Origin of the sequence: Streptomyces sp. TSRI0107 (assembly GCF_001905845.1) — a bacterium.
GTDB lineage: Bacteria > Actinomycetota > Actinomycetes > Streptomycetales > Streptomycetaceae > Streptomyces.
Genome location: NZ_LIVZ01000012.1, coordinates 25,606 through 51,355 on the forward strand (window position 1 = coordinate 25,606; position 25,750 = coordinate 51,355).

At 74.0% G+C, this 25,750-nt stretch carries 18 protein-coding genes and 4 pseudogenes; 15 read left to right on the forward strand and 7 right to left on the reverse strand.

Annotation, left to right across the window (positions count from 1 at the left end; genetic code table 11):
* Window positions 1-67: 67 nt before the first annotated feature.
* The 4 genes and pseudogenes from AMK31_RS29315 to AMK31_RS39295 all read left to right on the forward strand — a co-directional run.
* Window positions 68-1,642: a phytoene desaturase family protein gene (locus AMK31_RS29315; RefSeq protein ID WP_073943707.1), complete on the forward strand. Its 1,575-nt coding sequence runs from the start codon at window positions 68-70 to the stop codon at window positions 1,640-1,642.
* Window positions 1,643-1,674: 32 nt separating this feature from the next.
* Window positions 1,675-4,095 carry a SpoIIE family protein phosphatase gene (locus tag AMK31_RS29320; RefSeq protein WP_073943946.1) on the forward strand — a complete coding sequence of 807 codons (2,421 nt, stop codon included), beginning with the start codon at window positions 1,675-1,677 and terminating at the stop codon, window positions 4,093-4,095.
* A 54-nt stretch (window positions 4,096-4,149) separates the two neighbouring features.
* Window positions 4,150-4,401 (forward strand): annotated as a pseudogene (locus tag AMK31_RS29325) (nitronate monooxygenase); the annotation flags it as partial.
* A pseudogene (locus tag AMK31_RS39295) lies at window positions 4,401-5,098 on the forward strand (AMP-binding enzyme); the annotation flags it as partial. The pseudogenes AMK31_RS29325 and AMK31_RS39295, both read left to right, overlap by 1 nt.
* Before the next feature lie 16 nt (window positions 5,099-5,114).
* Here AMK31_RS39295 and AMK31_RS29340 read toward each other — a convergent pair.
* Window positions 5,115-7,523: a penicillin acylase family protein gene (locus AMK31_RS29340; protein ID WP_073943710.1), complete on the reverse strand. Its 2,409-nt coding sequence runs from the start codon at window positions 7,521-7,523 to the stop codon at window positions 5,115-5,117.
* Window positions 7,524-7,643: 120 nt separating this feature from the next.
* Here AMK31_RS29340 and AMK31_RS29345 point away from each other — a divergent pair, with 120 nt between their 5' ends.
* Complete coding sequence (locus tag AMK31_RS29345; protein WP_073943711.1) at window positions 7,644-9,143, forward strand: acyl-CoA synthetase; 1,500 nt, start codon at window positions 7,644-7,646, stop codon at window positions 9,141-9,143.
* A gap of 153 nt (window positions 9,144-9,296) precedes the next feature.
* Window positions 9,297-10,361 (forward strand): peptidoglycan recognition protein family protein, encoded by a 1,065-nt coding sequence (locus AMK31_RS29350; RefSeq protein WP_073943712.1) that lies wholly within the window; start codon window positions 9,297-9,299, stop codon window positions 10,359-10,361.
* A 9-nt stretch (window positions 10,362-10,370) separates the two neighbouring features.
* Here the strand turns inward: AMK31_RS29350 and paaK are convergent, their stop codons facing one another.
* On the reverse strand, window positions 10,371-11,666 hold the full coding sequence (paaK, locus tag AMK31_RS29355; protein WP_073943713.1) for a phenylacetate--CoA ligase PaaK: 1,296 nt from the start codon (window positions 11,664-11,666) through the stop codon (window positions 10,371-10,373).
* A 172-nt stretch (window positions 11,667-11,838) separates the two neighbouring features.
* On the opposite strand from paaK, the gene AMK31_RS29360 reads away from it, so the two are divergent.
* Window positions 11,839-12,705: an alpha/beta fold hydrolase gene (locus tag AMK31_RS29360; RefSeq protein WP_079186992.1), complete on the forward strand. Its 867-nt coding sequence runs from the start codon at window positions 11,839-11,841 to the stop codon at window positions 12,703-12,705.
* Here AMK31_RS29360 and AMK31_RS29365 read toward each other — a convergent pair.
* Window positions 12,612-12,893 (reverse strand): annotated as a pseudogene (locus tag AMK31_RS29365) (AMP-binding enzyme); the annotation flags it as partial. The gene AMK31_RS29360 and the pseudogene AMK31_RS29365 overlap by 94 nt on opposite strands.
* 2 nt (window positions 12,894-12,895) lie before the next feature.
* Here AMK31_RS29365 and AMK31_RS29370 point away from each other — a divergent pair.
* The 6 genes and pseudogenes from AMK31_RS29370 to AMK31_RS29395 form a co-directional block, all read left to right on the forward strand.
* Window positions 12,896-13,492 (forward strand): annotated as a pseudogene (locus AMK31_RS29370) (lipid-transfer protein); the annotation flags it as partial.
* Window positions 13,489-14,655 carry a thiolase domain-containing protein gene (locus AMK31_RS29375; protein ID WP_073943715.1) on the forward strand — a complete coding sequence of 389 codons (1,167 nt, stop codon included), beginning with the start codon at window positions 13,489-13,491 and terminating at the stop codon, window positions 14,653-14,655. The pseudogene AMK31_RS29370 and the gene AMK31_RS29375, both read left to right, overlap by 4 nt.
* 82 nt (window positions 14,656-14,737) lie before the next feature.
* Complete coding sequence (locus AMK31_RS29380; RefSeq protein ID WP_073943716.1) at window positions 14,738-14,980, forward strand: DUF397 domain-containing protein; 243 nt, start codon at window positions 14,738-14,740, stop codon at window positions 14,978-14,980.
* A gap of 149 nt (window positions 14,981-15,129) precedes the next feature.
* Window positions 15,130-16,035 (forward strand): universal stress protein, encoded by a 906-nt coding sequence (locus AMK31_RS29385; protein WP_073943717.1) that lies wholly within the window; start codon window positions 15,130-15,132, stop codon window positions 16,033-16,035.
* Window positions 16,036-16,078: 43 nt separating this feature from the next.
* Entirely contained in the window at window positions 16,079-16,684 is a 606-nt protein-coding gene (locus tag AMK31_RS29390) for a CGNR zinc finger domain-containing protein (RefSeq protein ID WP_073943718.1), read from the forward strand.
* Between the two features lie 58 nt (window positions 16,685-16,742).
* Entirely contained in the window at window positions 16,743-17,240 is a 498-nt protein-coding gene (locus AMK31_RS29395; RefSeq protein ID WP_073943719.1) for a hypothetical protein, read from the forward strand.
* A gap of 14 nt (window positions 17,241-17,254) precedes the next feature.
* Here the strand turns inward: AMK31_RS29395 and AMK31_RS29400 are convergent, their stop codons facing one another.
* Both AMK31_RS29400 and AMK31_RS29405 read right to left on the reverse strand, forming a co-directional pair.
* The gene (locus AMK31_RS29400) at window positions 17,255-19,222 is read right to left on the reverse strand and encodes an N-acetylmuramoyl-L-alanine amidase (RefSeq protein WP_073943720.1); all 1,968 of its coding nucleotides are present in this window, start codon (window positions 19,220-19,222) and stop codon (window positions 17,255-17,257) included.
* Between the two features lie 285 nt (window positions 19,223-19,507).
* Window positions 19,508-20,647, reverse strand: a complete 1,140-nt coding sequence (locus tag AMK31_RS29405) for an aminoglycoside phosphotransferase family protein (RefSeq protein ID WP_073943721.1) — start codon at window positions 20,645-20,647, stop codon at window positions 19,508-19,510.
* Window positions 20,648-20,890: 243 nt separating this feature from the next.
* On the opposite strand from AMK31_RS29405, the gene AMK31_RS29410 reads away from it, so the two are divergent.
* Window positions 20,891-22,393, forward strand: coding sequence for a DNA-binding protein NsdB (locus tag AMK31_RS29410; RefSeq protein WP_073943722.1), 1,503 nt, complete (start codon window positions 20,891-20,893; stop codon window positions 22,391-22,393).
* 50 nt (window positions 22,394-22,443) lie between these two features.
* On the opposite strand, the gene AMK31_RS29415 is transcribed toward AMK31_RS29410, so the two are convergent.
* Complete coding sequence (locus tag AMK31_RS29415; RefSeq protein ID WP_073943723.1) at window positions 22,444-23,874, reverse strand: PP2C family protein-serine/threonine phosphatase; 1,431 nt, start codon at window positions 23,872-23,874, stop codon at window positions 22,444-22,446.
* A 411-nt stretch (window positions 23,875-24,285) separates the two neighbouring features.
* On the opposite strand from AMK31_RS29415, the gene AMK31_RS29420 reads away from it, so the two are divergent.
* A complete protein-coding gene (locus AMK31_RS29420; RefSeq protein ID WP_073943724.1) occupies window positions 24,286-24,699 on the forward strand; it encodes an SsgA family sporulation/cell division regulator in 414 nt (137 codons plus the stop codon).
* Window position 24,700: 1 nt separating this feature from the next.
* On the opposite strand, the gene AMK31_RS29425 is transcribed toward AMK31_RS29420, so the two are convergent.
* Complete coding sequence (locus AMK31_RS29425) at window positions 24,701-25,726, reverse strand: Gfo/Idh/MocA family protein (protein WP_073943725.1); 1,026 nt, start codon at window positions 25,724-25,726, stop codon at window positions 24,701-24,703.
* Window positions 25,727-25,750 lie beyond the last annotated feature (24 nt).

The following is a 25,750-nucleotide window of genomic DNA, read 5'->3' on the forward strand; positions in this document are numbered from 1 at the left end:
GGCGGGGGCGGAGCGGAGCCCGCGGCGGGGCTCTGGCGGCGGCGGATCACCCGTGTTACCAAGAACCATGCCCGCACCCGCGCCGCAGCGCGCCTACGACGCCGTGATCGTCGGCGGTGGTCACAACGGCCTGGTCGCCGCCGCCTACCTGGCCCGCGCCGGACGCTCCGTCCTGGTGCTGGAACGCCTCGGCCACACCGGGGGCGCCGCCGTCTCCACCCGTCCTTTCGCCGGCGTCGACGCCCGTCTGTCCCGCTACTCGTACCTGGTCAGCCTGCTGCCCCGGAAGATCGTCCGGGACCTCGACCTGGACTTCCGGGTACGCACCCGTACCGTCTCCTCGTACACCCCGGCCGAACGCGGCGGACGCCCCACCGGCCTGCTCGTCGGCGGCGGCGAGCGGCGCACCCGGGAGGCGTTCGCCCGGCTGACCGGCGACGACCGGGAGTACGCGGCCTGGCAGCGTTTCTACGGCATGACCGGGCGGGTCGCCGAGCGGGTGTTCCCGACCCTGACCGAACCGCTGCCCAGCCGGGCGGAGCTGCGCCGCCGCGTCGACGACGAGGACGCCTGGCGGATGCTCTTCGAGGAGCCCATCGGCCGGGCCATCGAGGACGACTTCGCGGACGACCTGGTGCGCGGCGTGGTCCTCACCGACGCGCTGATCGGCACCTTCGCCGACGCCCACGATCCCGGCCTGGCCCAGAACCGCTGCTTCCTGTACCACGTGATCGGCGGCGGCACCGGCGCCTGGGACGTCCCGGTCGGCGGCATGGGCGCCCTGACCGACGCGCTGGCGGCCACCGCCCGCGCGGCCGGCGCCGTCCTGGCCACCGGGCACGAGGCGGTGCGCATCGCCACCGACGGCCGGACCGCCGAGGTCACCTACCGCACCGCCGACGGCGAGGGCGTCGCCGCCGCCCGGCACGTCCTGGTGAACGCCGCGCCGCGCGAGCTGGCCGCCCTCACCGGCGACGCCCCGCCGGAACCCGCCAAGGGCGCCCAGCTCAAGGTCAACATGCTGCTGAAGCGGCTGCCCAGGCTCCGCGACCCCGACGTCGACCCGCGTGAGGCGTTCGCCGGCACCTTCCACATCGCGGAGGGCTACCGGCAACTGGCCGCCGCGCATGCCCAGGCCGCCGCCGGCGAACTGCCCGCCGCGCCGCCCTCCGAGATCTACTGCCACTCGCTGACCGACCCGACGATCCTCGCCCCCGCCCTCGCCGAGCAGGGCTACCAGACGCTCACCCTGTTCGGCCTGCACACCCCCGCCCGGCTCTTCGCCCACGACCACGACACCGTCCGCGACGAACTGCTGAAACTCACCCTCGCCCAGCTCGACGCCCACCTCGCCGAACCGCTCGCCGACTGCCTCGCCGAGGACGCCGACGGCCGCCCCTGCATCGAGGCGAAGACCCCGCTGGACCTCGAGCGCGACCTCGGGCTGCCCGGCGGCAACATCTTCCACCGCGCCCTGTCCTGGCCCCACGCCCAGGACGGCACCGGCCGCTGGGGCGTCGAGACCCGGCACCGCAACGTCCTGCTGTGCGGCGCGGGCGCCGTGCGCGGCGGCGGAGTCAGCGGAGTGCCCGGCCACAACGCCGCGATGGCCGTGCTGGAGGGCGAGACGGCCTCCGGTTGATGCCGCTCGCCGCGCGCGCGATGCTCGTACACATGGTGACGGCGCCGCGCGATGACGTGCGAGCGGCCACGGCCGGTGACGCGCTGGCGGTGGTCGATGCGCGAGGGATCGTCACGGGGTGGACGGACCGTGCCCGCGTCCTCACGGGCTACGCCGCCGAGGAGGTCACCGGCCGCCGCGCCGCCGACCTCGTCGACGGCGACCCCGGCACCGCCCGGCACCGGCTGACCGGCACCGGCACCGCCGTCGTGCCGCTCCGGCACAAGGACGGCCGCCGGCTGGACCTGACCCTGCGGGCCTGTCCGCTGGCCGGCGCCGAGGGGCGGCCCCAGGGGTGGGTGATCAGCACCGCCCCGGACGCCCGGGACGGACTGCTGTGCGAGCTGGCGTTCCGGCAGGCCTCCGTGCCGATGTCCGTCTTCGACACCGAACAGCGCTGCCTGCGCATGAACGGCGAGGCGTACCGGGTGATGGGCCGGCCGGAGGACGAGCTCCGGCACCGCCACCACCCGGAGACCGCGGCGGACGCCGAGCACGGCCGCGGCTTCCTGCACCACCTCGGACAGGTCGCGGAGACCGGGCGGCCCGCCCGGTACGAGAGCTGGACCCGCTCCCCGTCCGGGCGGCGCGCGCACGCCTGGAACATGGAGATGTGGCCGGTGCGTGAGGCGTCCGGGGAGCTGATCGGCACCGCGCTCGCCGCGTTCGACAGCAGCGAGCAGCACTGGGCGCGGCAGCGGCTGGCGATGCTGAACGAGGCCGCCGTCGGCGTCGGCTCCAAGCTCGACGTCGTCCACACCGCCCGGGAACTGGCCGAGCTGGTGGTGCCCCGGCTCGCCGACTTCGCCAGCGTGGACCTGCTGGACTCGGTCATCGAGGGCGAGGAGCCCGTCGTGGGCCTGTCCGACGGGGTTCTGACGCTGCGCCGGGTCGCCCACCACTCCCTGACGCCGGGCGTGCCGGAGACCACGATCCACCTCGGCGCCGACGACGCCTACCCGCCCCAGTCACCACCGGCCCGCGCCCTCGCCACCGGCGAGCCCGTGCTCACCCGCACCGGGGACCCCGCCCTGGACCGCTGGCTGGACCGGCACGACGCCCGCGCGGCGGCCCTGCACGCGTCCGGCACCCGTGAACTGTCCCTGATGGCCGTCCCGCTGGCGGTGCGCGGCACCACGCTCGGCGTCGCCGTCCTCGTCCGCCGGCTCAGCCCGGACCACCCCGACCCGTTCGACCACGACGACCTCTCCCTGGCCACAGAGCTGGTCGGCCGCGCCGCCGTCTGCGTCGACCACGCCCGCCGCTACACCCGGGAACGCGCCACCGCGCTCGGCCTGCAACGCAGCCTGCTGCCGCAGGCGGTGGCCGGACAGGCGGCGGTGGAGTGCGCCTCCCGCTATCTGCCGGCGATCTCCCAGGCGGGCGTGGGCGGCGACTGGTTCGACGTCATCCCGCTCTCCGGCACCCGGGTGGCGCTGGTCGTCGGGGACGTCGTCGGCCACGGCATCCACGCCTCGGTGACCATGGGACGGCTCCGTACGGCGGTGTGGACGCTCGCCGACGTGGACCTGCCGCCGGACGAACTCCTCACCCATCTCGACGACCTGGTCGGCCATCTGGCGGGCGACGGGCAGCGGGCACCCGGGGAGATCGCGGCGACCTGCCTGTACACGGTGTACGACCCGGTGACCCGGCGGTGCACGACGGCCGCCGCCGGCCACCCGCCGCCCGTCGTGCGCCTGCCCGACGGCACCGTCGAGGTGGTCGGCATGACCGCCGGGCCGATGCTCGGCGTCGGCGGGCTGCCGTTCGAGGCCACGGAGCGGGAGCTGCCCGAGGGCGCCGTGCTGGCCCTCTACACGGACGGGCTGATCGAGGGCCGCGACCAGGACGTGGACGCGGGCACCGCCGCGCTGTGCGCCGCGCTCGCCGAACCCGCCGACACGATCGACCTGCTGTGCGACCGCGTCCTCGCGTCGCTGCTCCCCGACACCCCCGTCGACGACGTGGCCCTGCTGATCGCCCGCACCCGGGCCCTGGACGCCGACCGGGTGGCCGTGTGGGACCTGCCCGCCGACCCCGCGGTGGTCGCCACCGCCCGGCAGGAGGCCACCGAACAGCTTGAGCGGTGGGGGCTGGAGGAGTCCGTGTTCGTCACCGAGCTGGTGGTCAGCGAACTGGTCACCAACGCCATCCGGTACGGCGGCGCCCCCATCCAGCTCCGTCTGATCCGCGACCAGGCCGCCCTGATCTGCGAGGTCTCCGACGCCAGCAGCACCTCCCCGCATCTGCGCCGGGCCCGCACCTTCGACGAGGGCGGCCGCGGACTGCTTCTCGTCGCCCAGCTCACCCAGCGCTGGGGCACCCGGCCGAGCGGCACCGGGAAGACCATCTGGGCCGAACAGGCGCTCCCTCCGGAAGGCTCGTCCGCGGCTCCCGGCCAACTGGCCTGACGAACCGTCAGACAATGCCTTCCGTCCTCCGGAGGACTCCGGCATCCTGCGCCCATGCAGACGGAGCTGAGCAACACCCTGGGAGCCGAGCACGCCGTCTTCGGCTTCACGCCGTTCCCCGCCGTCGCCGCGGCCATCAGCCGGGCCGGCGGCCTCGGAGTGCTCGGCGCGGTCCGCTACACCGCCCCCGGCGAGCTGAGACGCGACCTCGACTGGATCGAGGCGCACACCGAGGGCCGCCCCTACGGCCTGGACGTCGTCATGCCCGCGAAGAAGGTCGAGGGCGTCACCGAGGCCGACGTCGAACGGCGGTGCTCCAGTTCGCGGGCGCGTCCCTGCACATCGGGCACCGGCTGGTCGTCATGGACAAGTGGACGCCCGAGGACATGCTGCGCCTGATCGACACCCACCGCTGCACCCACACCCGCATGGTCCCGACCCAGTTCCACCGCCTGCTCGCCCTGCCGCGGGCCGTCAGGGAGGCGTACGACGTGTCGTCCATGCGACACGCGATCCACGGCGCCGCCCCCTGCCCCGACCACGTCAAACGCGCCATGCTCGACTGGTGGGGCCCTGCGTGGAGGAGTACTACGCGGCCGGCGAGGGCGGCGGCGCCTTCGCCACCGCCGAGGACTGCCTGAAGAGACCCGGCACGGTCGGCAAGGCCTGGCCGATCAGCGAACTCGCGATCTTCGACGACGACGGGGCCGAGATCGAGTCCGTCCTGCTCGCCCACCCCGCCGTTGCCGACGCCGCCGTGTTCGGCGTCCCGCACGACGACTGGGGTGAGGAGGTGAAGGCGGTCGTCGAACCGGCGCCCGGCCGCCGGCCGGGGCCGGCCCTCGCCGCCGCCCTCCTCGACCACTGCGCCGAACACCTGGCCGGCTACAAGCGGCCCAGGAGCGTCGACTTCGTCACCGAGCTGCCCCGCGACCCCAACGGCAAGCTCTGCAAGCGGCGGCTGCGGGACCCCTACCGGGCGGGCCGGACGCGCCCGGTGTGACGCGCCCGGCGACGGCTCAGCGCTCCCGCACCCGGACCACTCGCAGCGCGGGCGAGGACAGGATGTCCTTCTCGCAGAACCGCGACGTCACCCACCGCTCGCCGGAGAACAGCCGGGTCTGGTCGGCGAGATGCGGCGAGTCGGGGTCAGAGGACTGCGAGTAGGTCAGCAGGGTCCGGGCCACCGGGCACCGGCCGCCGTCCCAGCCCACCGCCTGGATGTAGCTGGACCCCGTGGTCACCTGCGTGTAGCCCCCGCGTGCCGGGTCCCACACCGGCTCGATCTTGTTCCACACGCCGAGGGACTCGGTGCCGCCGGGCACCGCGATGCGCTCACCGCCGCGCACCACGAACTGGTCCTCGCCGAGCGGCGCGTCGAGCGCGATGCCCGCCGCGCGCAGCTCGGCGACCGCGTCCGCGAGAGCCGTGGCGAAGCCCGGCGCCGCCGTGTTCAGGGTGTGCGGCGTGCGGACCGGGTCGGCCGCGGAGAACGGCACCTTCCACAGCTGCACCGCCGGCACCGACGCCGTCAGCTTCCGCCAGAACCGGTCGAAGAGCAGCGCGCCCCGGCTGCCGGTGTCCATGGTGCGGTCCCAGGCCGCGAGCACTTCACAGGCCTCCGTCACGTCGACCGGCGTGCCCTTGCCGCTCGTCGCCGTGCCGCCGGGCAGGCCGGCGCAGGCCTTAGCCGCGTCGGCCGCCGCCAGGTCACCGGCCGGGACCCGGTTGGCGAACTGCTGCCGCTGGAGGTCCCGCACGGTCAGCTCACCCCGCTCGGCCATCGCCGCCACGTCCTCGAGCGCCCCGCGGGTCCGCATCGAACGCTGGGTGCCCACGTTGCCGAAGATCCGCTCGTACCCGGTCAGCGGCCGGTCCGCGTTGGCCAGCCACGCGCTGTCGTTGGAGTTCTCCGCGTACGGCGCGTCCTTCAGCGTCGGCATCCGCGCGGGCCCGAACACACCCTCCTGCACGGCGTCGGCGTCCCGGCCGAGGGCGCAGTCGCCGCGCGCACCGTCCAGCACGGCTACCCCCGACGCCGGGTAGGTGACCCTGCCGAGCGGGGTGGAACAGCGCTGGGCCAGGTCGTCGGTGATACGCGGAAGGACCTGCGACTGGGTGAACAGGGTGTGTCCCGCCGAGTCGGCGGCGACGGTGTTCACCCACGGCAGGCCCTGGGTGCGGCGCAGCGCGTCGAGGACGTCGTCCGTGCCGCGGGCGGTGGAGAAGCCGAGCGCGGTGTCGGAGGCGCGCAGGTTGGCGGCGTTCGGGTCGTTCAGCGCGTACGCCGTCGTCGCGGTCCACGGCAGCGGCAGACCGGCGCCGAGCGAGGTGACGACCGGGCCGTAGCGGGTCCACCACTGGGTGCGGGTGACGGGCGCGCCGCCCTTCACCGCGACGGTGACGGTACGTTTCGTCATCCGGTGCCGCTCGCCGTCGACGACGTAGACCGTCGGGTCCGCCGGGTCCAGGGTCAGCTGGTGCAGGCTGAGGGGCACGCCGGTCGCCACGGTGTGGCTCCACGCCACATGCGCGTTGTGGCCTATGGAGACCGTCGCCGCGCCGAGCAGCGAGCCGCCCGCCACGTTCAGCCGGCCGGGGATGGTCTGCTGCGACTGCCAGAACCGGCGGCCGCCCTGCCACGGGTAGTGCGGGTTGCCCAGCAGCAGCCCCCGCCCGTTCGCGGTGGTCGCGCCGCCGAACGCGACGGCGTTGGAGCCCATGTCCGAGTCGTGCGCCGCGAACAGCGCACGGGCGGCACGGGCGGTGTCCTCGGGGTCCGGTGCCGTGGTGGCGGTGGACGCCGTGGGCGGCTGCGCGGCCGTGATGCCGTCGACCGCCCGGCCCTGGCCGCCGAGCACGGCCAGCGCGTACCCGCGCGCCGCCACGTCCAGCGTCGTCACCGGCCGCACCCAGGCGGCGCCCGCGCACGCCGGGTCGGTGATCCGGTTCTGGCGCAGCCAGGCGTTGTACCCGGCCGCGTAACCCCGCATCAGGTCCATCGCCGGCCGGCTCGGGCCCGCCGGCGCGCGCTCGGCGAGCAGCTTCTCCACCGTGCCGGCCTCCCGCACCCCGCGGAAGTACAGGTCGCCGGCGAGGTTCGTGCCCGCCGAGGACAGCGCGGCGTCGGACGGGCCGTCCGCTCCGAAGAACCTGGACCGCTCGCCGCGCACGGTCACGAAGCCGTCGGCGAGAACGCAGACCTGGTCGGCGGCCTGCGCCCAGCCGGTGCCGAAACCCAGGCCGGCGTAATCGCGCGCGGTGATGTGCGGGATGCCGTACTCGGTGTAGCGGATGACCGCGGACAGACCGCCGTGCGAGGGACGGTCCTCGCGGCCGTGCCGCTCGGCGGCGGCCGCGGGCAGCGTGGCGGCGGCGGTGAACAGGGCGACGGCCGTGACGGCGAGCCGTCTCCAGCGGATGCGCATGGTGCCTCCCAACATCATTGGGGGAAGGGGCGGTTGAGCGTACCAACGGGTATGTGTCCAGGGCACCGGTGTGGTGAGGCGTCTTGACCCGGGCCTCCCGCCGATCCAGGATCGGGAGCCATGACGCCCGGACACGGCAGCACGGTCGACGGGGTGCTGCGGCGCAGCGCCCGCCGCACCCCGGCACGCGTCGCGGTCGAGTACCGCGACCGGCGCTGGACCTACGAGGAGCTGGACGACGCCGTCTCCCGCGCCGCGAGCGCGCTGCTCGACCGCGGCCTCGCCCCCGGCGACCGTGTCGGCGCCTACGGCCGGAACTCCGACGCCTACCTCATCGGCTTCCTCGCCTGCGCCCGCGCCGGCCTGGTGCACGTGCCCGTCAACCAGAACCTCACCGGCGACGACCTCGCGTACCTCGTCCGCCAGTCCGGCAGCTCCCTGGTCCTCGCCGACCCCGGCCTCGCGGACCGGCTGCCCGCCGGCACCCCCGCGCTGCCGCTGCGGGACACCGACGGCTCACTGCTCGACCTGCTGGCCACGACCGCGCCGTACGACGGCCCCGAGGCGGCCGGTGAGGACCTGGTGCAGCTGCTCTACACCTCGGGCACCACCGCGCTCCCGAAGGGCGCGATGATGACCCACCGGGCGCTGGTGCACGAGTACCTGAGCGCCATCACCGCCCTCGACCTGAGCGCCGGGGACCGGCCGGCGCACGCGCTGCCGCTCTACCACGCCGCGCAGATGCACGTGTTCCTGCTGCCGTACCTGGCGGTCGGCGCGACGAACATCGTCCTCGACGCGCCCGACGGCGACCGGCTCTTCGACCTGGTCGAGGCCGGCCGCGTGGACAGCCTGTTCGCCCCGCCCACCGTGTGGATCGGCCTCGCGGGCCGCCCCGACTTCGCCACCCGCGACCTGAGCGGCCTGCGCAAGGCGTACTACGGCGCGTCGATCATGCCGGTGCCCGTACTGGAACGCCTGCGCGCCCGGCTGCCCGGACTCGCCTTCTACAACTGCTTCGGACAGAGCGAGATCGGCCCCCTCGCCACCGTGCTCGGCCCCGACGAGCACGAGGGACGCCTGGACTCCTGCGGCCGGCCGGTGCTCTTCGTCGACGCGCGCGTGGTCGACGAGGACGGCAAGGACGTGCCCGACGGCACCCCCGGCGAGATCGTCTACCGCTCGCCGCAGCTGTGCGAGGGCTACTGGGACAAGCCCGAGGAGACCGCCGACGCCTTCCGCGACGGCTGGTTCCACTCCGGGGACCTCGCGGTCCGCGACGCGGACGGCTACTTCACCATCGTCGACCGGGTCAAGGACGTCATCAACTCCGGTGGCGTCCTGGTCGCCTCACGCCAGGTCGAGGACGCCCTGTACACGCACGAGTCGGTCGCCGAGGCCGCCGTCGTCGGCCTGCCGGACGACAAGTGGATCGAGGCGATCACCGCCTTCGTCGTCCGGCGCGGCGAGGTCACCGAGGCGGAGCTGATCACCCACGCCCGCGAACGGCTGACGCCCTTCAAGGTGCCGAAACGGATCGTCTTCGTCGACACCCTGCCCCGCAACGCCAGCGGCAAGATCCTCAAGCGCGAGCTGCGGGACCGCTTCGGCGGCGAGTGAGACTCTGACCGAAAACAGCCTGTACGCCATGCCGCCTCCTGGGTATCGCACCATCAGCGCTTCTGTGCGTGGCCCGCCCAGCACCGATCGGAGGCTGACCATGGTCCCCACCCCTGGCAGAACCGTCCCGTACCGGCCACCGGAGCCAGTGTGATGGCGGCGCCGCTCGCCGCCGACCGGCTGCTGGCCGCGCTGCGCGCCGAGGGCTGCGCCGTCCGGGAGGTCCGCTCCTGGCGCACCCACAACCGCAACCACGCGGGCGCCTGGGGGCCCGTGCACGGTGTGATGGTCCATCACACCGCGACCGGCCCCGCCGTCGACGTCGTCGACCTGATCTACGACGGACACTCCACCCTCCCCGGCCCGCTCGCCACGGGCTGCATCACCAAGGACGGCAGGGTCCACCTCACCGCCAACGGCCGCGCAAACCACGCGGGCGGCGGCGACCCGGACGTCCTCGACGCGGTCGTCAACGAGTCCTACGGCGACTACCCGCCCCCGACACACGAACACCAGGACTCCTCCGGAGCCATCGACGGCAACGCCCGGTTCTACGGCTGGGAGTGCGCCAACAAGGGCGACGGCACCGACCCGTGGCCGCGCGTCCAGTACGTGGCCATCGTCAAGGCCACCGCCGCGGTCTGCCGCGCTCACGGCTGGAGCGCGAAGAGCGCGATCGGCCACCTGGAGTGGTCCGACTGGAAGCCGGACCCCCGCGGTTTCGACATGAAGGACTTCCGCCGTGACCTGGCGGCCTGCCTGGCACTCCGGGCGGGACAGTGGGAAGGGGACGACCCCATGCCGCAGTACGTCAACCTCGGTATCGGCCGGGCCTACCGCCTCGACCCCGGCGGCTGGGACTCGATCGAGTTCTCCCGCGAGTGGACCGACGAGACCGGCGACCACGCCACCGACGGCAGCGTGTGGGCGCGCGGCGCGTGCCGCTTCTCCGGCTCCCTGAGCCTGCGCGTCGCCGGCCTGCGGCCCGGGCAGACCGTGCAGGCCCGCATGTCGGAGTACGCGGGCGACACACTGGTGCAGGACCACCCGGTCCACGAACTCGTCGGCACCGGCGGCGACACCTTCGGCGTGCTGCCCCTGGTGAAGCGCATCGGAGCCGGGCGCGGGATGCGCGTGCGGCTGCTCAACGCCCAGGACACCCCGGTCACGGTCTCGACGGCCGTACTGACCGCGCTCGTCTGGAAGGAGAGCGACTGACCGAGCACGTCAGCGCGGACGCAGGTCCACGATCCGGCGGATCTTCCCCACCGACCGCTCCAGTGACTCCGGGTCGACGATCTCCACCGTGACCGACACCCCGATCCCGTCCTTCACGGCCGCCGCGATCGACCGGGCGGCGGCCGCCCGCACCTCGGGGCCCGCGTCGGGCCGGGCCTCGGCCAGCACCGCGAGGGCGTCCAGGCGGCCCTCGCGGGTGAGCCGCAGCTGGAAGTGCGGGGCCACGCCCGGGGTGCGCAGCACGATCTCCTCGATCTGGGTGGGGAAGAGGTTCACCCCGCGCAGGATCACCATGTCGTCGCTGCGTCCGGTGACCTTCCGCATCCGCCGGAACACCCGGGCGGTGCCCGGCAGCAGCGTGGTCAGATCCCGCGTGCGGTAACGCACGACCGGCATCGCCTCCTTGGTGAGCGAGGTGAAGACCAGTTCCCCCTCCGCGCCCTCCGGCAGCACCTCGCCGGTGACCGGGTCCACGACCTCCGGGTAGAAGTGGTCCTCCCAGATGTGCAGGCCGTCCTTGGTCTCCACGCACTCCTGGGCGACTCCCGGCCCGACCACCTCCGACAGGCCGTATATGTCGACCGCGTCGATCGCGAACCGCTCCTCGATCTCCCGGCGCATCCGCTCGGTCCACGGCTCGGCACCGAACACACCGACGCGCAGCGAGGTGGCGCGCGCGTCGACGCCCTGCCGTTCGAACTCGTCCAGCAGCGTGAGCATGTACGACGGGGTCACCATGATCACGCCGGGCCCGAGGTCCTGGATCAGCTGCACCTGACGGGCGGTCATCCCGCCGGACGCGGGGATGACCGTACAGCCGAGCCGTTCGGCGCCGTAGTGGGCGCCGAGCCCGCCGGTGAACAGCCCGTACCCGTAGGCCACATGGACGCGGTCGCCGGGTCTGGCGCCCGCCGCGCGCAGGGACCGCGCCACCATGTCGGACCACATCGACAGGTCGTGCTCGGTGTATCCGACGACGGTGGGCCGTCCGGTGGTCCCGCTCGACGCGTGGATGCGCCGGACGCGGTCCTGCGGCACGGCGAACATGCCGTACGGATAGTTCTCCCGCAGGTCCGCCTTGGTGGTGAAGGGGAAGCGGGCCAGGTCGGCGAGCGAGCGGCAGTCGTCGGGGTGCACCCCGGCCTTGTCGAAGGCCTGCCGGTAGAACGGCACGTTGGCGTACGCGTGCCGCAGCGAGGCGCGCAGCCGTTCGAGCTGGAGCGCCCGTAGCGCCTCCGGGTCGAGCCGTTCCCCCGCGTCCAGCCACTCCGTCGCTTCCGCCATGCGGACTACTCCCTCGCCAACCGCATCAATCCGGGCGACCGATCATTCGGTCGATTCCTCGGAGATCAGTAATCCAGCTCCGCCGGGACGACCGCAAGGGGTCGGCCCGCACTTTCTGGACCTCCGCCAATTCCCTTGCGGCCCGTGACCGGCCCGTTCCATGATCGGCGTCATGCCGACCTTCAGCGCCCCCGACGGCACCCGCCTCGCCTACCACCTGCGCGGCGAAGGCGCCCCCCTCGTCGTCCTCCCCGGCGGTCCCATGCGCGCCTCCGCCTACCTCGGCGACCTGGGCGGTCTCGACCGCCGCCGGCGGCTGGTCCTGCTCGACCTGCGGGGGACCGGGGCGTCCGAGGCGCCCGCCGCCCCGGCGTCGTACCGCTGCGACCGGCTGGTCGACGACGTCGAGGCACTGCGGCGCGAACTGGGAGCCGACCGCGTCGATCTGCTCGGGCACTCGGCCGGCGGCAGCCTGGCCATGCTGTACGCCGCCCGCCACCCCGAACGGGTGGCGCGGCTCGCCCTGATCACCGCCACGCCCTGGGCCCTCGGCATGCCCGCGACCCCCGAGGACCGACTCGCGGCGGCCCGCCTGCGCGCGGACGAGCCCTGGTTCCCGGAGGCGTTCCCCGCGTTCGCCGGCTGGCTGGCGGGCGAGCGCGACCACGACCCCGCCGTCCTGCCGTTCTTCTACGGCCGCTGGGACGCGGCGGCCGCCGCGCACGCCGCCCGCGACGAGACGGAGACCAACGAGGAGGCCGCCGACCGGTACCACTCGGAGGGCGCCTACGACCCGCCCGCGACCCGCGCCGCCCTCGCCCGGCTGACCGCGCCCGTGCTCGTCCTCGCCGGCGAACTCGACGGCGGCCCCCGCCCCGCCCTCGCCCACCGCGCCGGCGCCGTCTTCCCGCACGCGGAGTGCGTGGTGCAGCCGGGCGCCGGGCACTATCCGTGGCTGGACGACCCGGAGTGGTTCACGGACCGGGTCGACGCGTTCCTCTCCGCCCCCGATGCCGCCGCCGCCCGCGCCCACCGGTAGTCCGCCTTGCCGCTCGGCGAGCGGCGGACGGCGTCCGTGAGCACCGGCAGACGGGGGATCTTGTACCCGGCGAGCCGGGACCGGCAGTGGGCCTGCACGTCCTCCAGGGTCAGCCCCGGCGCGCCCTCGCGCAGCTGCACCACCGCCGCCACCCGGCTGCCCCAGCGCGCGTCGGGCACACCGGCGACACGCGGGCGACACCGACGAACCCGCCCTCGCCGCGGTCGCCGCCCGCAGCCGGGCCGACGCCCGCGCCAACCCCCACGCCCAGCTGAGCGGTCCCGTCCCGCACGGCGACTACGTCGTACGGCCCCTGCGCACCGGTGACTGCCCGCCGATCGGGGACGGCGCCGCCGCCGTGATCCTCGCCGCCGGGGACAGGGCCCGCGAGCTGTGCGAGCGGCCCGCCTGGATCACCGGCGTCGACCACCGCGTCGAGGCCCACTCCCTCGGCGTGCGCGACCTCACCGACTCGCCGTCCACCCGCCTGGCCGCCGAACGCGCCGGTGCCTTCGAACGGCCCGTCGACACCGCCGAACTGCACGCGCCGTTCACCGCCCAGGAGTTCGTCCTGCGCAAGGCGCTGCGGATCGACGACACCGTGTGCGTGAACCCCTCCGGCGGCGCCCTCGCCGCCCACCCCATGATGGCCGCCGGGCTGATCCGTGTCGGGGAGGCGGCCGCCCGGATCCACCGCGGCGCCTCCGACCGCGCCCTCGCCCACGCCACCTCCGGCCCCTGCCTGCAGCAGAACCTGGTCGCCGTACTCGAAGGGGATCCACGATGAGCAAGGAACCGGTGGCCGTCGTCGGGATCGGCCAGACCAGGCATGTGGCGGCCCGCCCGGACGTCTCGATCGCCGGACTGGTCCGCGAGGCCGCACGGCGCGCCCTCGCCGACGCCGAGTCGGACTGGGCGGACGTGGACGCCGTCGTCATCGGCAAGGCGCCGGACTTCTTCGAGGGCGTCATGATGCCGGAGCTCTACCCCGCCGACGCGCTCGGCGCCGTCGGCAAACCCCTCCTGCGCGTGCACACCGCCGGCTCCGTCGGCGGCTCCACCGCCCTGGTCGCGGCGAGCCTCGTCGCCTCCCGCGTCCACCGCACGGTCCTCACCCTCGCCTTCGAAAAGCAGTCCGAGTCCAACGCCATGTGGGGCCTGTCCCTGCCGATCCCCTTCCAGCAGCCCCTGCCGGCCGGTGCCGGCGGCCTCTTCGCCCCCCACGTCCGCGCCTGCATGCGGCGCAGCGGCGCGCCCGACACCATCGGCTCGCTCGTGGCCTGCAAGGACCGCCGCAACGCCCTGCGGAACCCGTACGCACACCTCCACGAGCACGACATCACCCTGGCCAAGGTGCAGGCCTCGCCCATGCTCTGGGACCCCGTCCGCTACTCCGAGACCTGCCCCTCCTCCGACGGCGCCTGCGCGATGGTCCTCACCGACCGCGCCGGAGCCGCCCGCGCGCCGCGCCCGCCCGCCTGGATGCACGGCGGGGCCATGCGCAGCGAACCGACCCTCTTCGCGGGCAAGGACTTCGTCTCCCCGCGCGCCGGCCGGGACCGCGCCGCCGACGTCTACCGGCAGGCCGGGATCACCGACCCGCGGCGGGAGATCGACGCCGTCGAGATGTACGTGCCGTTCTCCTGGTACGAGCCGATGTGGCTGGAGAACCTGGGCTGCGCCGCCGAGGGCGAGGGCTGGAAGCTCACCGAGTCCGGGGTGACCGAACTCGACGGCGACCTGCCCGTCGACATGTCCGGCGGAGTGCTGTCCGCCAACCCCATCGGCGCCTCCGGCATGATCCGGTTCGCCGAGGCCGCGCTCCAGGTGCGCGGCCAGGCCGGCGAGCACCGGGTGGACGGCGCCCGCCGGGTCCTCGGCCACGCCTACGGCGGCGGCTCGCAGTTCTTCGGCATGTGGCTCGTCGGAGACCGGCCACCCGACTCCTGAAAGGTCCCCCACACGTGGCCTGTCGGCCATGGGAACCGGTCGCTAGGCTGGCCGCGGACGACGAATCGGGAGGAGCACGGACGTGGCCGAGAGCACCACCCAGCAGAAGCCGCTCACCGGCTGGGACAAGCCTGAGCTGGACCTGAGCCGGGCCCAGTGGCAGTCCAGCAGCCGAGGACTGGGGGATGTACAGATCGCCTTTGTCGAGGGGTTCGTCGCCATGCGCAACAGCGACCGCCCGGAGAGCCCGTCCCTGATCTTCACGCCCGCGGAGTGGGGAGCGTTCGTGTCGGGGGCCCGAGAAGGGGAGTTCGACCTGACCTGACGGGGCGGCGCGCGGCGGGCCCGGCAGCCGATCCGGGGGGTTACCGCCCGTTTTTCCGGACACGCGATGGCGTACGGCGTCCCGCGGCCACCGCCTGAGTCAGGCTGGGCCCGGGAAGCGGTGCATCGCATTCCGGAGGTGAGGACCCCATGAGTACCCTGCCGGTCATCGCGGCGTTCGACGGTTCCGACGACAGCCTGCGCGCCCTGGACTGGGCCCTCGACGCCGCCCGCAGGCGCCGGGCGCCGCTGCGCGTGGTCCATGTGCGGCAGTACGCGGCCTGGGCACCGGCCGGCGTCCCGGTGCCGGTGCCCCCGCTCGCCGCGGAGGACCCGGTGCTCGGCCAGGCACGCCTCCACGTCACCGAACGCGCCGTCTCCGCCGACGTGGAGTACGTGGCCACGGAGGGCGCGCCCGGCGCGGCGCTGCCCGAACTGGGCTCCGAGGCCCAGCTGTTGGTGCTCGGCTCGCGCGGTCGGGGCGGCTTCGCCAGCCTGCTGCTGGGCTCCACCGGACTGTCCACCGCACGCGACGCCGACTGCCCGGTCGTCGTGGTGCCCCGCCCCGGACGGGAGGGGGAAGGAGGCCCGGCGGCTCCGCCCGGACCGCGGGTGGTCGTCGGCCTCGACGTGGACAGCGCCGACGACGCCGTGCTCGGCTTCGCCTTCGCCGAGGCCGCCGCGCGCGGCGCCCGCCTCCAGGTGGTCGCCGCCTATCCGTGGCCGGTGCATCTGTGGGCGGAGGCGCCGGGCGGGCTGGCGCCCCCCGGGATCGACCAGAACGCCGTCGAACACGAGGTCCGCGTCCTCGCGGAAGGCCTCATGGAACCGCACCGCGCACGTCACCCCGAGGTCCGGGCGGAACCGTCGGTCGCCCCGGGAGACGCGGCCGGCCGGCTCGTCGACGCCGCCCGGGGTGCCGAGCTGACCGTGGTGGGCCGCCACCGCCGCCGCCTCCTCGCCCCGGCCCGGATGATCGGCTCGGTCACGCACGCAGTCCTGCTGCACGCGGCGAGCCCCGTCGCGGTGGTCCCACCCGCGCCGCCGGAGCGGTGAACGCGGTGAACCTAATGGAAACGTGCGCTCGTATCATTAGCGCATGCCCACGCAGGACCCGATCAGCCCGGAAGCCCGGCTCGCCCTCGACCTCGCCCTCACCATCCGCCACGACGGCGACGGCGGGGTCGCCGACGACCTGACCGAGCCCGCCGGACTCACCGCCTGGGTCCACGCGCACCCCGCGACCGTCCCGGACCCCGCCGGGTTCACCGCCGACGCCGCCGCCCTCACCGCCGTCCGTGAGCTGCGGGCCGCCGTCCGCGCCCTCTTCGCCCGCGCGGTACGGCCCGCCGAGCCGAGCCCCGCCGACGCGGCCCGTCTGCTGCCGGTGCCGGAAGCCCTGGCCCGCCTCAACGCCGCGGCCGCCCGCATGCCCACCGTGCCCCGGCTGGACTGGCCGGAGGGCGCCGAGCCCGTCGCCGGACGGCGGGCCACGGACGGCGCGGGGCCGCTGACCGCCGTCCTCGCACAGGCCGCGATCGCCTTCCTCGCAAGCCCCGAGCGGCACCGGCTGCGGGCCTGCCACGCGCCCCGCTGCGTGCGGTACTTCCTCAAGGAGCATCCCCGCCAGGAGTGGTGCAAACCGTCCTGCGGCAACCGCGCCCGCGTCGCCCGCCACCACGAACGGCACCGCGGGACGGCGTAGGGCTCGCACGACGCCTCCCGCCCGGCGCCGACGCCCCCGGGACACGTACCATGGCGACATGTCGTTCCTCCGCCGCCGCAGCGCCACTCCCGCCGGGCCCGACTTCGACGTACTGGCCATGGACCCGGGCGACTGGCCCGGCAACCTGGGCGCGGGCCTGCTGCCCGCCCCCGACGGCAGCTGCCAGGGCGTCTTCCTCCGTTACGACCTGTTCGGCGGCCGCGGCCCCGCGATGATCATCGGCAACCTCCCCGAGGGCTCCCCGGCCCGCGAGGTCGCCGAGGGCCAGGTCCCCTTCGAGGTGGCCCAGCTGCTGCTGGCGCTGGAGAACGACGAGGAGGTGACCGTCGTCGGCACCGAGGACGTGCCGGTGATGCAGGGCGACAACCTGCTGATCGTGCGCCGCATCAAGCTCTCCGAGAGCCGGATCTCCTGCGTCCAGTTCGACCGCAGCGACAACGTCCTGGTCACCATCGCGGCCTGGGACCGCCCCATCACCGACGACCTGTACGCCCTGCTGAAGCCGCTCCCGGCGGAACTGTTCCAGCAGGGCTGAGGCCCCCCGCGGTCCTAACCGGCCGACGGCACCACATCGACGTCGGCCGCGCGGACGAACGCCACCCGGTGCCCGTACTGGATCTCGTAGTAGAGATCCTCACCGGTCACGACCCGGTGCGAGGCGGTGTCGAAGGTGACCGCGTAGTAGTACTGGCCGGGCAGCCGGTCCCCGGCGACGTACTTCTGTCCCTCCGGCAGCCGGTACGGCAGCGGCGACACCGGCTGCGCGGGCACGCCCGCCGGGTAGGCGGCGGCCTCGGGGTAGGCGCGGCCGTACACCGGGATGCTGGTCAGACCCTTCTTCGGAGTCACGACGACCCCCTTGGCCGGGACGGCGGCCGGGCTCTTCTTCGGGTTCTTGAACCACGCCTTCTGACCGAGGTACCAGATCGCCGTCCAGTCGCCGTCACGGCCCGCCACCGCGTACTGCTGACCGGTGGAGACACGTGAGCCGAGATCGTTGACGCCGGTCGTCGAGTCGCCGCTGCCCGGATGCGTGCCGATGTCCTTGACCAGCGGGTAGTCCTCACCGGGACCGGAGTACAGCCGGACCGCGCTGGAGCCGTGCACCGGGCACGGCTCGCCCGGGGCGGTGCAGCCGGTGAACTCCGGACGGTTCCCGGCGTAGTCCGGGCGGATGGTCACGACCCCGGAGCCCGGGCCCGCCGCCGGCTCGAAGGGGCGGCCGAGCAGGGTGAAGTAGTGCCGCCAGTCCCAGTACGGGCCCGGGTCGGTGTGCATGCCCGGCACGGTCGACGTGGTCGGGCCCGGCACGGTGTCGTGGCCCAGGATGTGCTGCCGGTCCAGCGGGATGTCGTACTTCTTCGCCAGGTACTTCACCAGCCGCGCCGACGAGCGGTACATCGCCTCCGTGTACCAGGCGTCCGGCGAGGCGAGGAAACCTTCATGCTCCAGGCCGATCGACTTCGCGTTGACGAACCAGTTGCCCGCGTGCCAGGCCACGTCCTTCGCCTTCACGTGCTGGGCGATGTGACCGTCGGTGGAGCGCAGGCTGTAGTGCCAGGACACATAGGTCGGGTCCTGCACCATCTCCAGGACGCCCTCCCAGCGGCCCTCCGTGTCATGGACGACGATGTAGTCGATGTCCTGCGAACGGGGCCGGTCGGCGAGGTCGTGGTTGCCGTAGTCGTTGCCCCCGAACTCCTCGTACGGCGCCGGGATCCACTCGCAGGACACCGTCGTCGGGCACTCGGTGCCCTCGGCGTCGACGGTCCGCAACCCCGCCTGCCGCAGCCGGCCGGTGTCCGGGACGAGGTCCGGCTGCGCGGCCAGGGCGACCCGCTGTCCGGAGTCCGTGAACCGCTCGCCGCCGGTCCGCAGCACGTCGTACACGTCGTTCGCGTACGCGGCGGCCGTCGCGCTGTCGTCCGCGCCCGAGAAGCGGGCCACCGCGCCGTACCAGTCCGCCGGGTCGTCGCTCGCCGGGGCGCCCAGCTCCCGCTGCGCGGCGGCGAGCAGCGCCGCGCCGCCCGCGATGTTGGCGGCCGGGTCGGTGCGCAGCCGCTCGGGCGCCAGGCCGGTCAGCGCGGCCGCCTTCGGCAGCGTCGTGAGACGGGCCGGGAGCTGCGCGGACTCCGGCGCCTGCGCCGTCGGGATCAGCGGTGCGCGGGAGTCGTCGCCGCGCGGGTCCTCCGTGCCCTCGCTGTGATGCGGGGGCGCCGCCGCCAGGGCCGTGCGGGCGTCGGTGAGGTGCATCGGGCCGTAGCCGCCGGTCACACTCGGCGCGCCCGCATGGGTGTCCCAGCGGGACTGGAGATAGGAGACGCCGAGCAGCACGCTCTGCGGCACGTCGTACTCGGCGGCTGCCGCCGCGAACGCCTGCTGCAGATCGGCCGGGGCAGCCGCTTCGGGCGGGGCGGCACCCAGCAGCGGCAGCAACAGCGCCGCGCCGGCCACGGCACCGGCGACACGCCGTCCGCGTCTCGGCCCGGCGGCTCTACTGGAATCGGTGACGGGCAAGGCAGCCTCCAGGGACGGATCGGGTGCGATGAGCCGTGCGGGGCCGGGCGTGACAGTGGTACCGGCTCTCCGACGATCCGTCAATCATGCGGGACGGGCTGCGATTTCCCACGTCAGCGCGGGGTTCCCGGAGTTTCGTGGCGGCGGGGGCGGGGCCTGCGGGGCGTCAGTGGCGTACACCAATGAGGGGAAGAGAGGAGAGAGAAAAGTGGGGAGCGAAGTGGGGAGACATGGAAGGTCCGCGGCGCGCCGCCGTCGTCGGCGCGCCGCGGACCGCCATCCCCGTCAGCGAGTGCCGACCGCCGCGCGCACGGCCCGGCGGGCCATGTGGCAGTCGTCGTGCAGCCGCCGCAGAAGCAGCCGCTGCTCCTCGCCGGACGGCGCAGCACCCGGGTGGGCCATGCCCGGTGCCGCCGGGGTCGTGTCCTGCATCGAACGCTGCACGGCCGTCTCGTAGGTACGGATCTCCCGGGTGAGCACCAGCATCAGATTCACCAGGAAGGCGTCGCGCGAGGCCGGTCCCGCGGACTGCGCGATCTGGCTGATCTGCCGCCGCGCCGCCGGGGCGTCGCCGAGCACCGACCACAGGGTGGCCAGGTCGTAGCCCGGCAGGTACCAGCCCGCGTGCTCCCAGTCCACCAGCACCGGACCGGCCGGTGAGACCAGGATGTTCGACAGCAGCGCGTCCCCGTGGCAGAACTGGCCCATGCCCTGCCGCCCGGCCGCCATCGCGATGCCGTGCAGCAGCTTCTGCAGATCGCCCAGGTCACGGTCGGTCAGCAGGCCCAGCTCGTGGTACCGGTTGATGCGGGCCGCGTAGTCCAGCGGCGCGTCGAAGGTGCCCGCCGGCGGCCGCCAGGCGTTCAGCCGGCAGATCGCGCCGAGCGCCGCCCTGATGTCCGCCCGCGGCGGCGCCTCGACCGGGTGCCGCTGCAGTGCCGCCGCCCGCCCCGGCATCCGCTCGATCACCAGGGTGCAGTTGTCCGGATCCGCCGCGATCAGCCTCGGCACCCGCACCGGAGGGCGGTGCCGGACGAACGAGCGGTATGCAGCTATTTCGTGCCGGAACTGCTCGGCCCACACCGGCGAGTGGTCCAGTAAACACTTGGCGACGGCCGTGCTGCGACCGGTCGTCCCGACCAGGAGCACGGACCGCCCGCTGCGGCGGAGCACCTGCACCGGCGCGAACTCCGGACAGATCCGGTGCACCGACGCGATCGCCGTGCGCAGCTGGGTGCCCTGAGGGCCGGACAAGTCGAGTCTCCCGCTGAGCGGTTGGGTGCCGATCCCCCCGGCGCGCCGCGCCGTGCCCGCACCGAGCACGGGGGAGGCCGGGCGCGCCGGGGCGAGGTAGGGGCCGCCGCCGCCCGGGCGGGGGTGCAGCGGCCGGGGCGGAGCGGACACGGAGGACGATGCTGCGTACATGGGCGAGACAGATCCCTTCCTGTGCCTGCGAGGTCAGCGCGCCGCCCGTCCCGGTCGCCCGGGTACACCCTGGGGAATGCACCGGTTCGATCACAGGGCGACCGGGTCGGGGTGGCGCGTTCCTACCTGACACCCGATGCCCAGTGGCACACCATCTGGCGGACCCTGGCGAACCCTGGCGAATAGTCGCCCGGCAACTCGCACCGGGCTACTGTCAAGTCAGCCGAGAACCTGGGGGCTTACGTGAGCGGACAACCCAACACCCGCCTGGCGGACCTGTTCGGCCTGGCCGGCTGGTCCAAGGGCGAGCTCGCGAGGCTGGTCAACCGGCAGGCGGCGGCCATGGGCCACCCCCAGCTGGCGACCGACACCTCGCGGGTGCGGCGGTGGATCGACATGGGAGAGATCCCGCGCGATCCCGTGCCGCGGGTGCTGGCGGCTCTGTTCACCGAGCGTCTCGGCCGCGTCGTGACCACTGAGGATCTCGGTCTGGTCCGGCACGGGCGTGCGGGGAAACGGCAGGGCGGCGGGAATGTGGAACATCCCGACGGAGTGCCGTGGGCGCCCGAGCGGACCGCCGCGGTCCTCACCGAATTCACGGGAATGGACCTCATGCTCAACCGACGCGGCTTGGTGGGCGCGGGCGCCGCGCTCGCCGCGGGATCCGCACTCAGCAGCGCCATGCACGACTGGCTGCACACCGACCCGGCCCTGGCGGCCGACGCTCCGCACTTCGACGACCCCCTGCACGCCGACCCCGCCGGGTTCGACCGTTACGAGGCCGCCCCCATCGGGTCGCAGGAGATCGAGGAGCTGGAACGCTCGGTCGAGGTGTTCCGCGCCTGGGACGCGGCCCGCGGCGGCGGGCTCCAGCGCAAGGCGGTCGTGGGCCAGTTGAACGAAGTCGGCGGGATCCTCGCCTACCACCATCCACCTCACCTCCAGCGGCGCCTGTGGGGCGTCGCGGCCAACCTCGCCGTCCTCGCGGGCTGGATGTCGCACGACGTCGGCCTGGAGCCCACGGCCCAGAAGTACTTCGTGATCGCCGCCCATGCCGCGAGAGAGGGCGGCGACCGGCCCCGGGCCGGCGAGGCGCTCTCCCGGGCGGCCCGCCAGATGGTGCACCTGGGCCGGCCCGACGACGCGCTGGACCTGATGAAGCTCGCCCAGTCCGGCTCCGGCGAGCAGGTACTGCCCCGCACCAGGGCGATGTTCCACACCATCGAGGCCTGGGCACAGGCGTCCATGGGCAAGGGCCAGGCGATGCGCCGCACCCTCGGCCAGGCGGAGGACCTCTTCGTCTCCGACAAGAGCGACGTGCCGCCGCCCAGCTGGATGCAGCTGTTCAACGAGGCGGACCTGTACGGCATGCAGGCCCTGGCGTACCGCACGCTCGCCGAGTTCGAGCCGGGTGCGGCCGCGCACGCCCAGCACTACGCCGACAAGGCGCTGGCCCTGCGCATCGACGCCCAGGAGCGGTCGAAGATCTTCGACTTCCTGTCCATGGCCTCCGCCTGCTTCATCGCCGACGATCCCGAACAGGCGGACCGGTTCGCGCGCCTCGCCCTGGTGTCGATGGGGCAGAACTCCTCGCGCCGCACCTGGGACCGGCTGCGCCAGATGTACCGGCTCACCGCCGAGTACGCCACCTACCCGAAGATCCACCAGTTGCGGGAGGAGATCAAGCTGGCGCTGCCCAAGGAGCAGGCCAGGAAGCTGGGCGGCGGCAGTACCGCCCAGGCGTAGCACCGGGAATCGGCAGAGTCAGGCAGAGGGGGAGTCAGAGCGTTCGCGGCTCACGCGGTCACCCTGGCCACGAGCACACAGGCGTCGTCCTCGCGCTCGGTGTCACCGAACTCCTCCACGACCGTCCGCACGCAGTCCTGCGCGCCGCGCGCCGCCGCGAACCGCGGGGCCAGGCCGAGGAGGCGCTCGCCGACGGCCGGTCCTCCCTTGCCGGCGGGCACCAGTCCGTCGGTGTGCAGCAGGAGTACGTCGCCCACCTCCAGGGTCACCTCGGCCTCGCCGTAGGCGGCACCCGAGGTGGCGCCGAGCAGGACGCCGTCCGGTGTGTTCAGCCTGCGCCCCGTCCCGTCGCGGAACAGCAGCGGGGCGGGGTGTCCTGCCTGCGCCCACACGAGCGTGCGGGTCCGCGGCCGGTAGCGGCAGCAGACGGCGCTGCCGAGGGCCGGCTGGACGGTGGCGTCCAGCAGCTGGTTGAGTCCGGCCAGCAGCGGGCCCGGGCTGGTCCCGGCCATCGCCATGCCGCGCAGCGCGCCGAGCAGCATCGCCATGCCCGAGGTGACCGCGGGGCCGTGTCCGGTGAGGCCGCCGGCGCTCAACAGGGTCTCGCCGTCGGAGAGTTCCAGCGCGTCGTACCAGTCGCCGCCGACCAGTCGGCTCGCCGTCGCGGGCAGGTAGCGGCCCGCCAGGTCCAGGGTCTGCGGGCCCTGGTGCGGGAGCCGCAGGGTGCCGCGCCACGGCGGCAGCACGGCCTCCTGCAGCTCGACCGCAAGCCGGTGCTCGGTCTGCGCGTGGTGCCGGTGGCGCTGGAGCGAGTCACGGGTCTCGCTCACCGCCTGCTGGCTGCGGCGCAGTGCGCTGACGTCGCGCAGCACGGCCCACATCGAGGCGGTGCCGCCGTCGGCGTCGAGCACGGGCTCGCCCATCATGTGCACGGTGCGGACCTCGCCGTCCGGGCGGACGATCCGGAACTCGCCGTCGATGCGCTTGGCGTCGATGAGGCAGTCCGTGACCATCGCGGTCAGCCTGGGCCGGTCCTCGTCGAACACCAGGGACGGCAGTTCGTCCAGGGTGAGCGGGGGAGCGGACCGGTCCCGGCCCAGGATCTCGTACAGCTCGCCGGACCAACTGGCCTCGTCGGTCAGGAGGTTCCACTCGGCGCTGCCGACGCGGCTGAGCAGCGAGCCGCCCTCGCGCGCCCGGGGTGCCGTGCGGGGGGCGGGCGGCACCGGCGGGGCCGGCGGGCCGTCCCGCAGCTGGGCCAGGTGTTCGTCGAGGTCGTTGAGCTGGTGCAGCGCGAGGTCGTAGAGCGCGCGCTGCCAGCGGCCGTGCGGGTCCGTACCGTCGTCCTGTGCGTCCTGCGCGTCCCGTCGTACGGCGTCCACGTCCCCTTTGAGCCGCCGCGTCTGCGTGATGAGCGCGTCGACCTGACCGCGTCCTGGTGGCTGGGCGGCTGGGCGGTCCGCGGAGAGATGGGACGGCATGACGCACTCCGATGAGGGGACGGTTCGGCCAGGGCGGGACGGTGGGACCGCTATGACTGTTGCACAGCCCGAGACGCCCCGTAAGGGATTCGGCAACACACGATACGGTGGTGCTTCTGGCATATGCCACAGTCTTCCCGGAGTGGTTGCGGCGTACCTGAAACGTACGTCGCCGGTGGGGCAAGTCGTAGAAGCCATACGTGAGTTGACGGACCGTCGGGCCTGTCGTGTCGCACTCATTCTCCTGTTCGACGCGCCTTTGTTCCAGTGGGTGCGGCGGCCCTTCCGGGGCTCCCGTCGTCTACCCGTCGGTAGGTGTTCTCAGGGGTGACGCAGCTCACAGAATGTGCGGGGCCGGTGCGTGCTCGTACTGGCACACCGGACCAGTCGCCCACCGCAAGGAGACCGAGCATGGACCTCACCCTCCGGCAGTCCGCTCGCGCCTGTCTGATCACCGAGGAGGAGCGGGAGAAGCCCGTGCCCGCCGTCCTCCGGTACCGGGCCGACGACCCGTTCGCGGTGTACTTCGACTTCCCGCCCCAGGCGGCCCTCGACGGCGAGCCGGTCACCTGGACCTTCGCCCGCGCCCTGCTCGAGGAAGGGCTGCGCGGGCCCGCCGGCGGCGGCGACGTGCAGCTGTGGCCGTGCGGCGAGGAGGACACGGTCGTGGAGTTCCACTCGCCGTTCGGGCTCGCGCTGCTGAAGTTCGACACGGCCGCCCTGCGCCGCTTCCTGCTGCGCACCCACGCCGTGGTGGCACCCGGCCGGGAGGACGTCGGCGCGGCCGTCGAACGCGGGCTGAGCAGCCTGTTCGACGAGGTGTGAGTCAGCCCCCGCAGTCGTCGTACAGCGCCGGACGCGAGGCCGGCTCCACGGTCACCCGGCCGCCGCCCGCCAGCGACCGCACGCCCGCCTCGGCGACCACGGACGCCATGTACCCGTCCCAGGCGCTCGGCCCCGTGACCCGCCCCCGCCGGGTCGCGTCGACCCATGCCTGCACCTCGCGGTCGTAGGCGTCCGCGAACCGCACGAGATAGTCCTGCGGCACCTCCTCGCGCGCCTCCCCGCCGGAGGTGACGACCATGGTGTGCTCCTCGCCGATCCGCGCGCTGCCCGCCTCGCAGACCGCCTCGCAGCGGACCTGGTAGCCGAAGCCGCAGTTGACGAACACCTCCACGTCCACCAGGGCGCCCGCGTCCGTCTCGAACAGCACGAACTGCGGGTCCTGCAGCCCCCGCGGGGCGAGGTCCGAGGCGCGCGGCCGCAGCACGGTCACGGCCGTCAGCTCCTGCCCCAGCAGCCAGCGGGCCGCGTCGATCTCGTGCGACACCGAGCTGTCGACCAGCATCGCGCTGGTGAAGTCCGGCGGGGAGGAGACGTTGCGGTGCACGCAGTGCAGCATCAGCGGCCGCCCCAGCCGTCCGCCGTCCAGCACCGACTTGAGCCGCCGGTACTCGGCGTCGTAGCGCCGCATGAACCCGATCTGCGCCAGCCGCCGCCGGAGCCGCGCCTCCGCCTCGACCACCCGGAGCGCCCCCTCGGACTCCGGCACCGTCGGCTTCTCGCACAGCACCGGCAGCCCGCGGGCGAACGCCGCGCGCAGCGCCTCCTCGTGCGCCGGGCCCGGCGAGGCGATCAGTACGGCGTCCACCCCGGGCGCGTCGAGCGCCGCCTCGGTCTCGGTGTGCGCCGTGGCCCCGTCCAGCCCGGCCACCGCCTCCTTCGCACGGTCGGAGTCGGGGTCCGCCACCGCGGCGACCCTGGCGCCGCTCACCACCCGGTCGAGCCGCCGTACGTGATCGGCCCCCATGTGTCCCGCGCCCAGCACCGCCACGCCCAGCAGGTCACCCACGCCCGTACTCCCTTGTCGCCGACT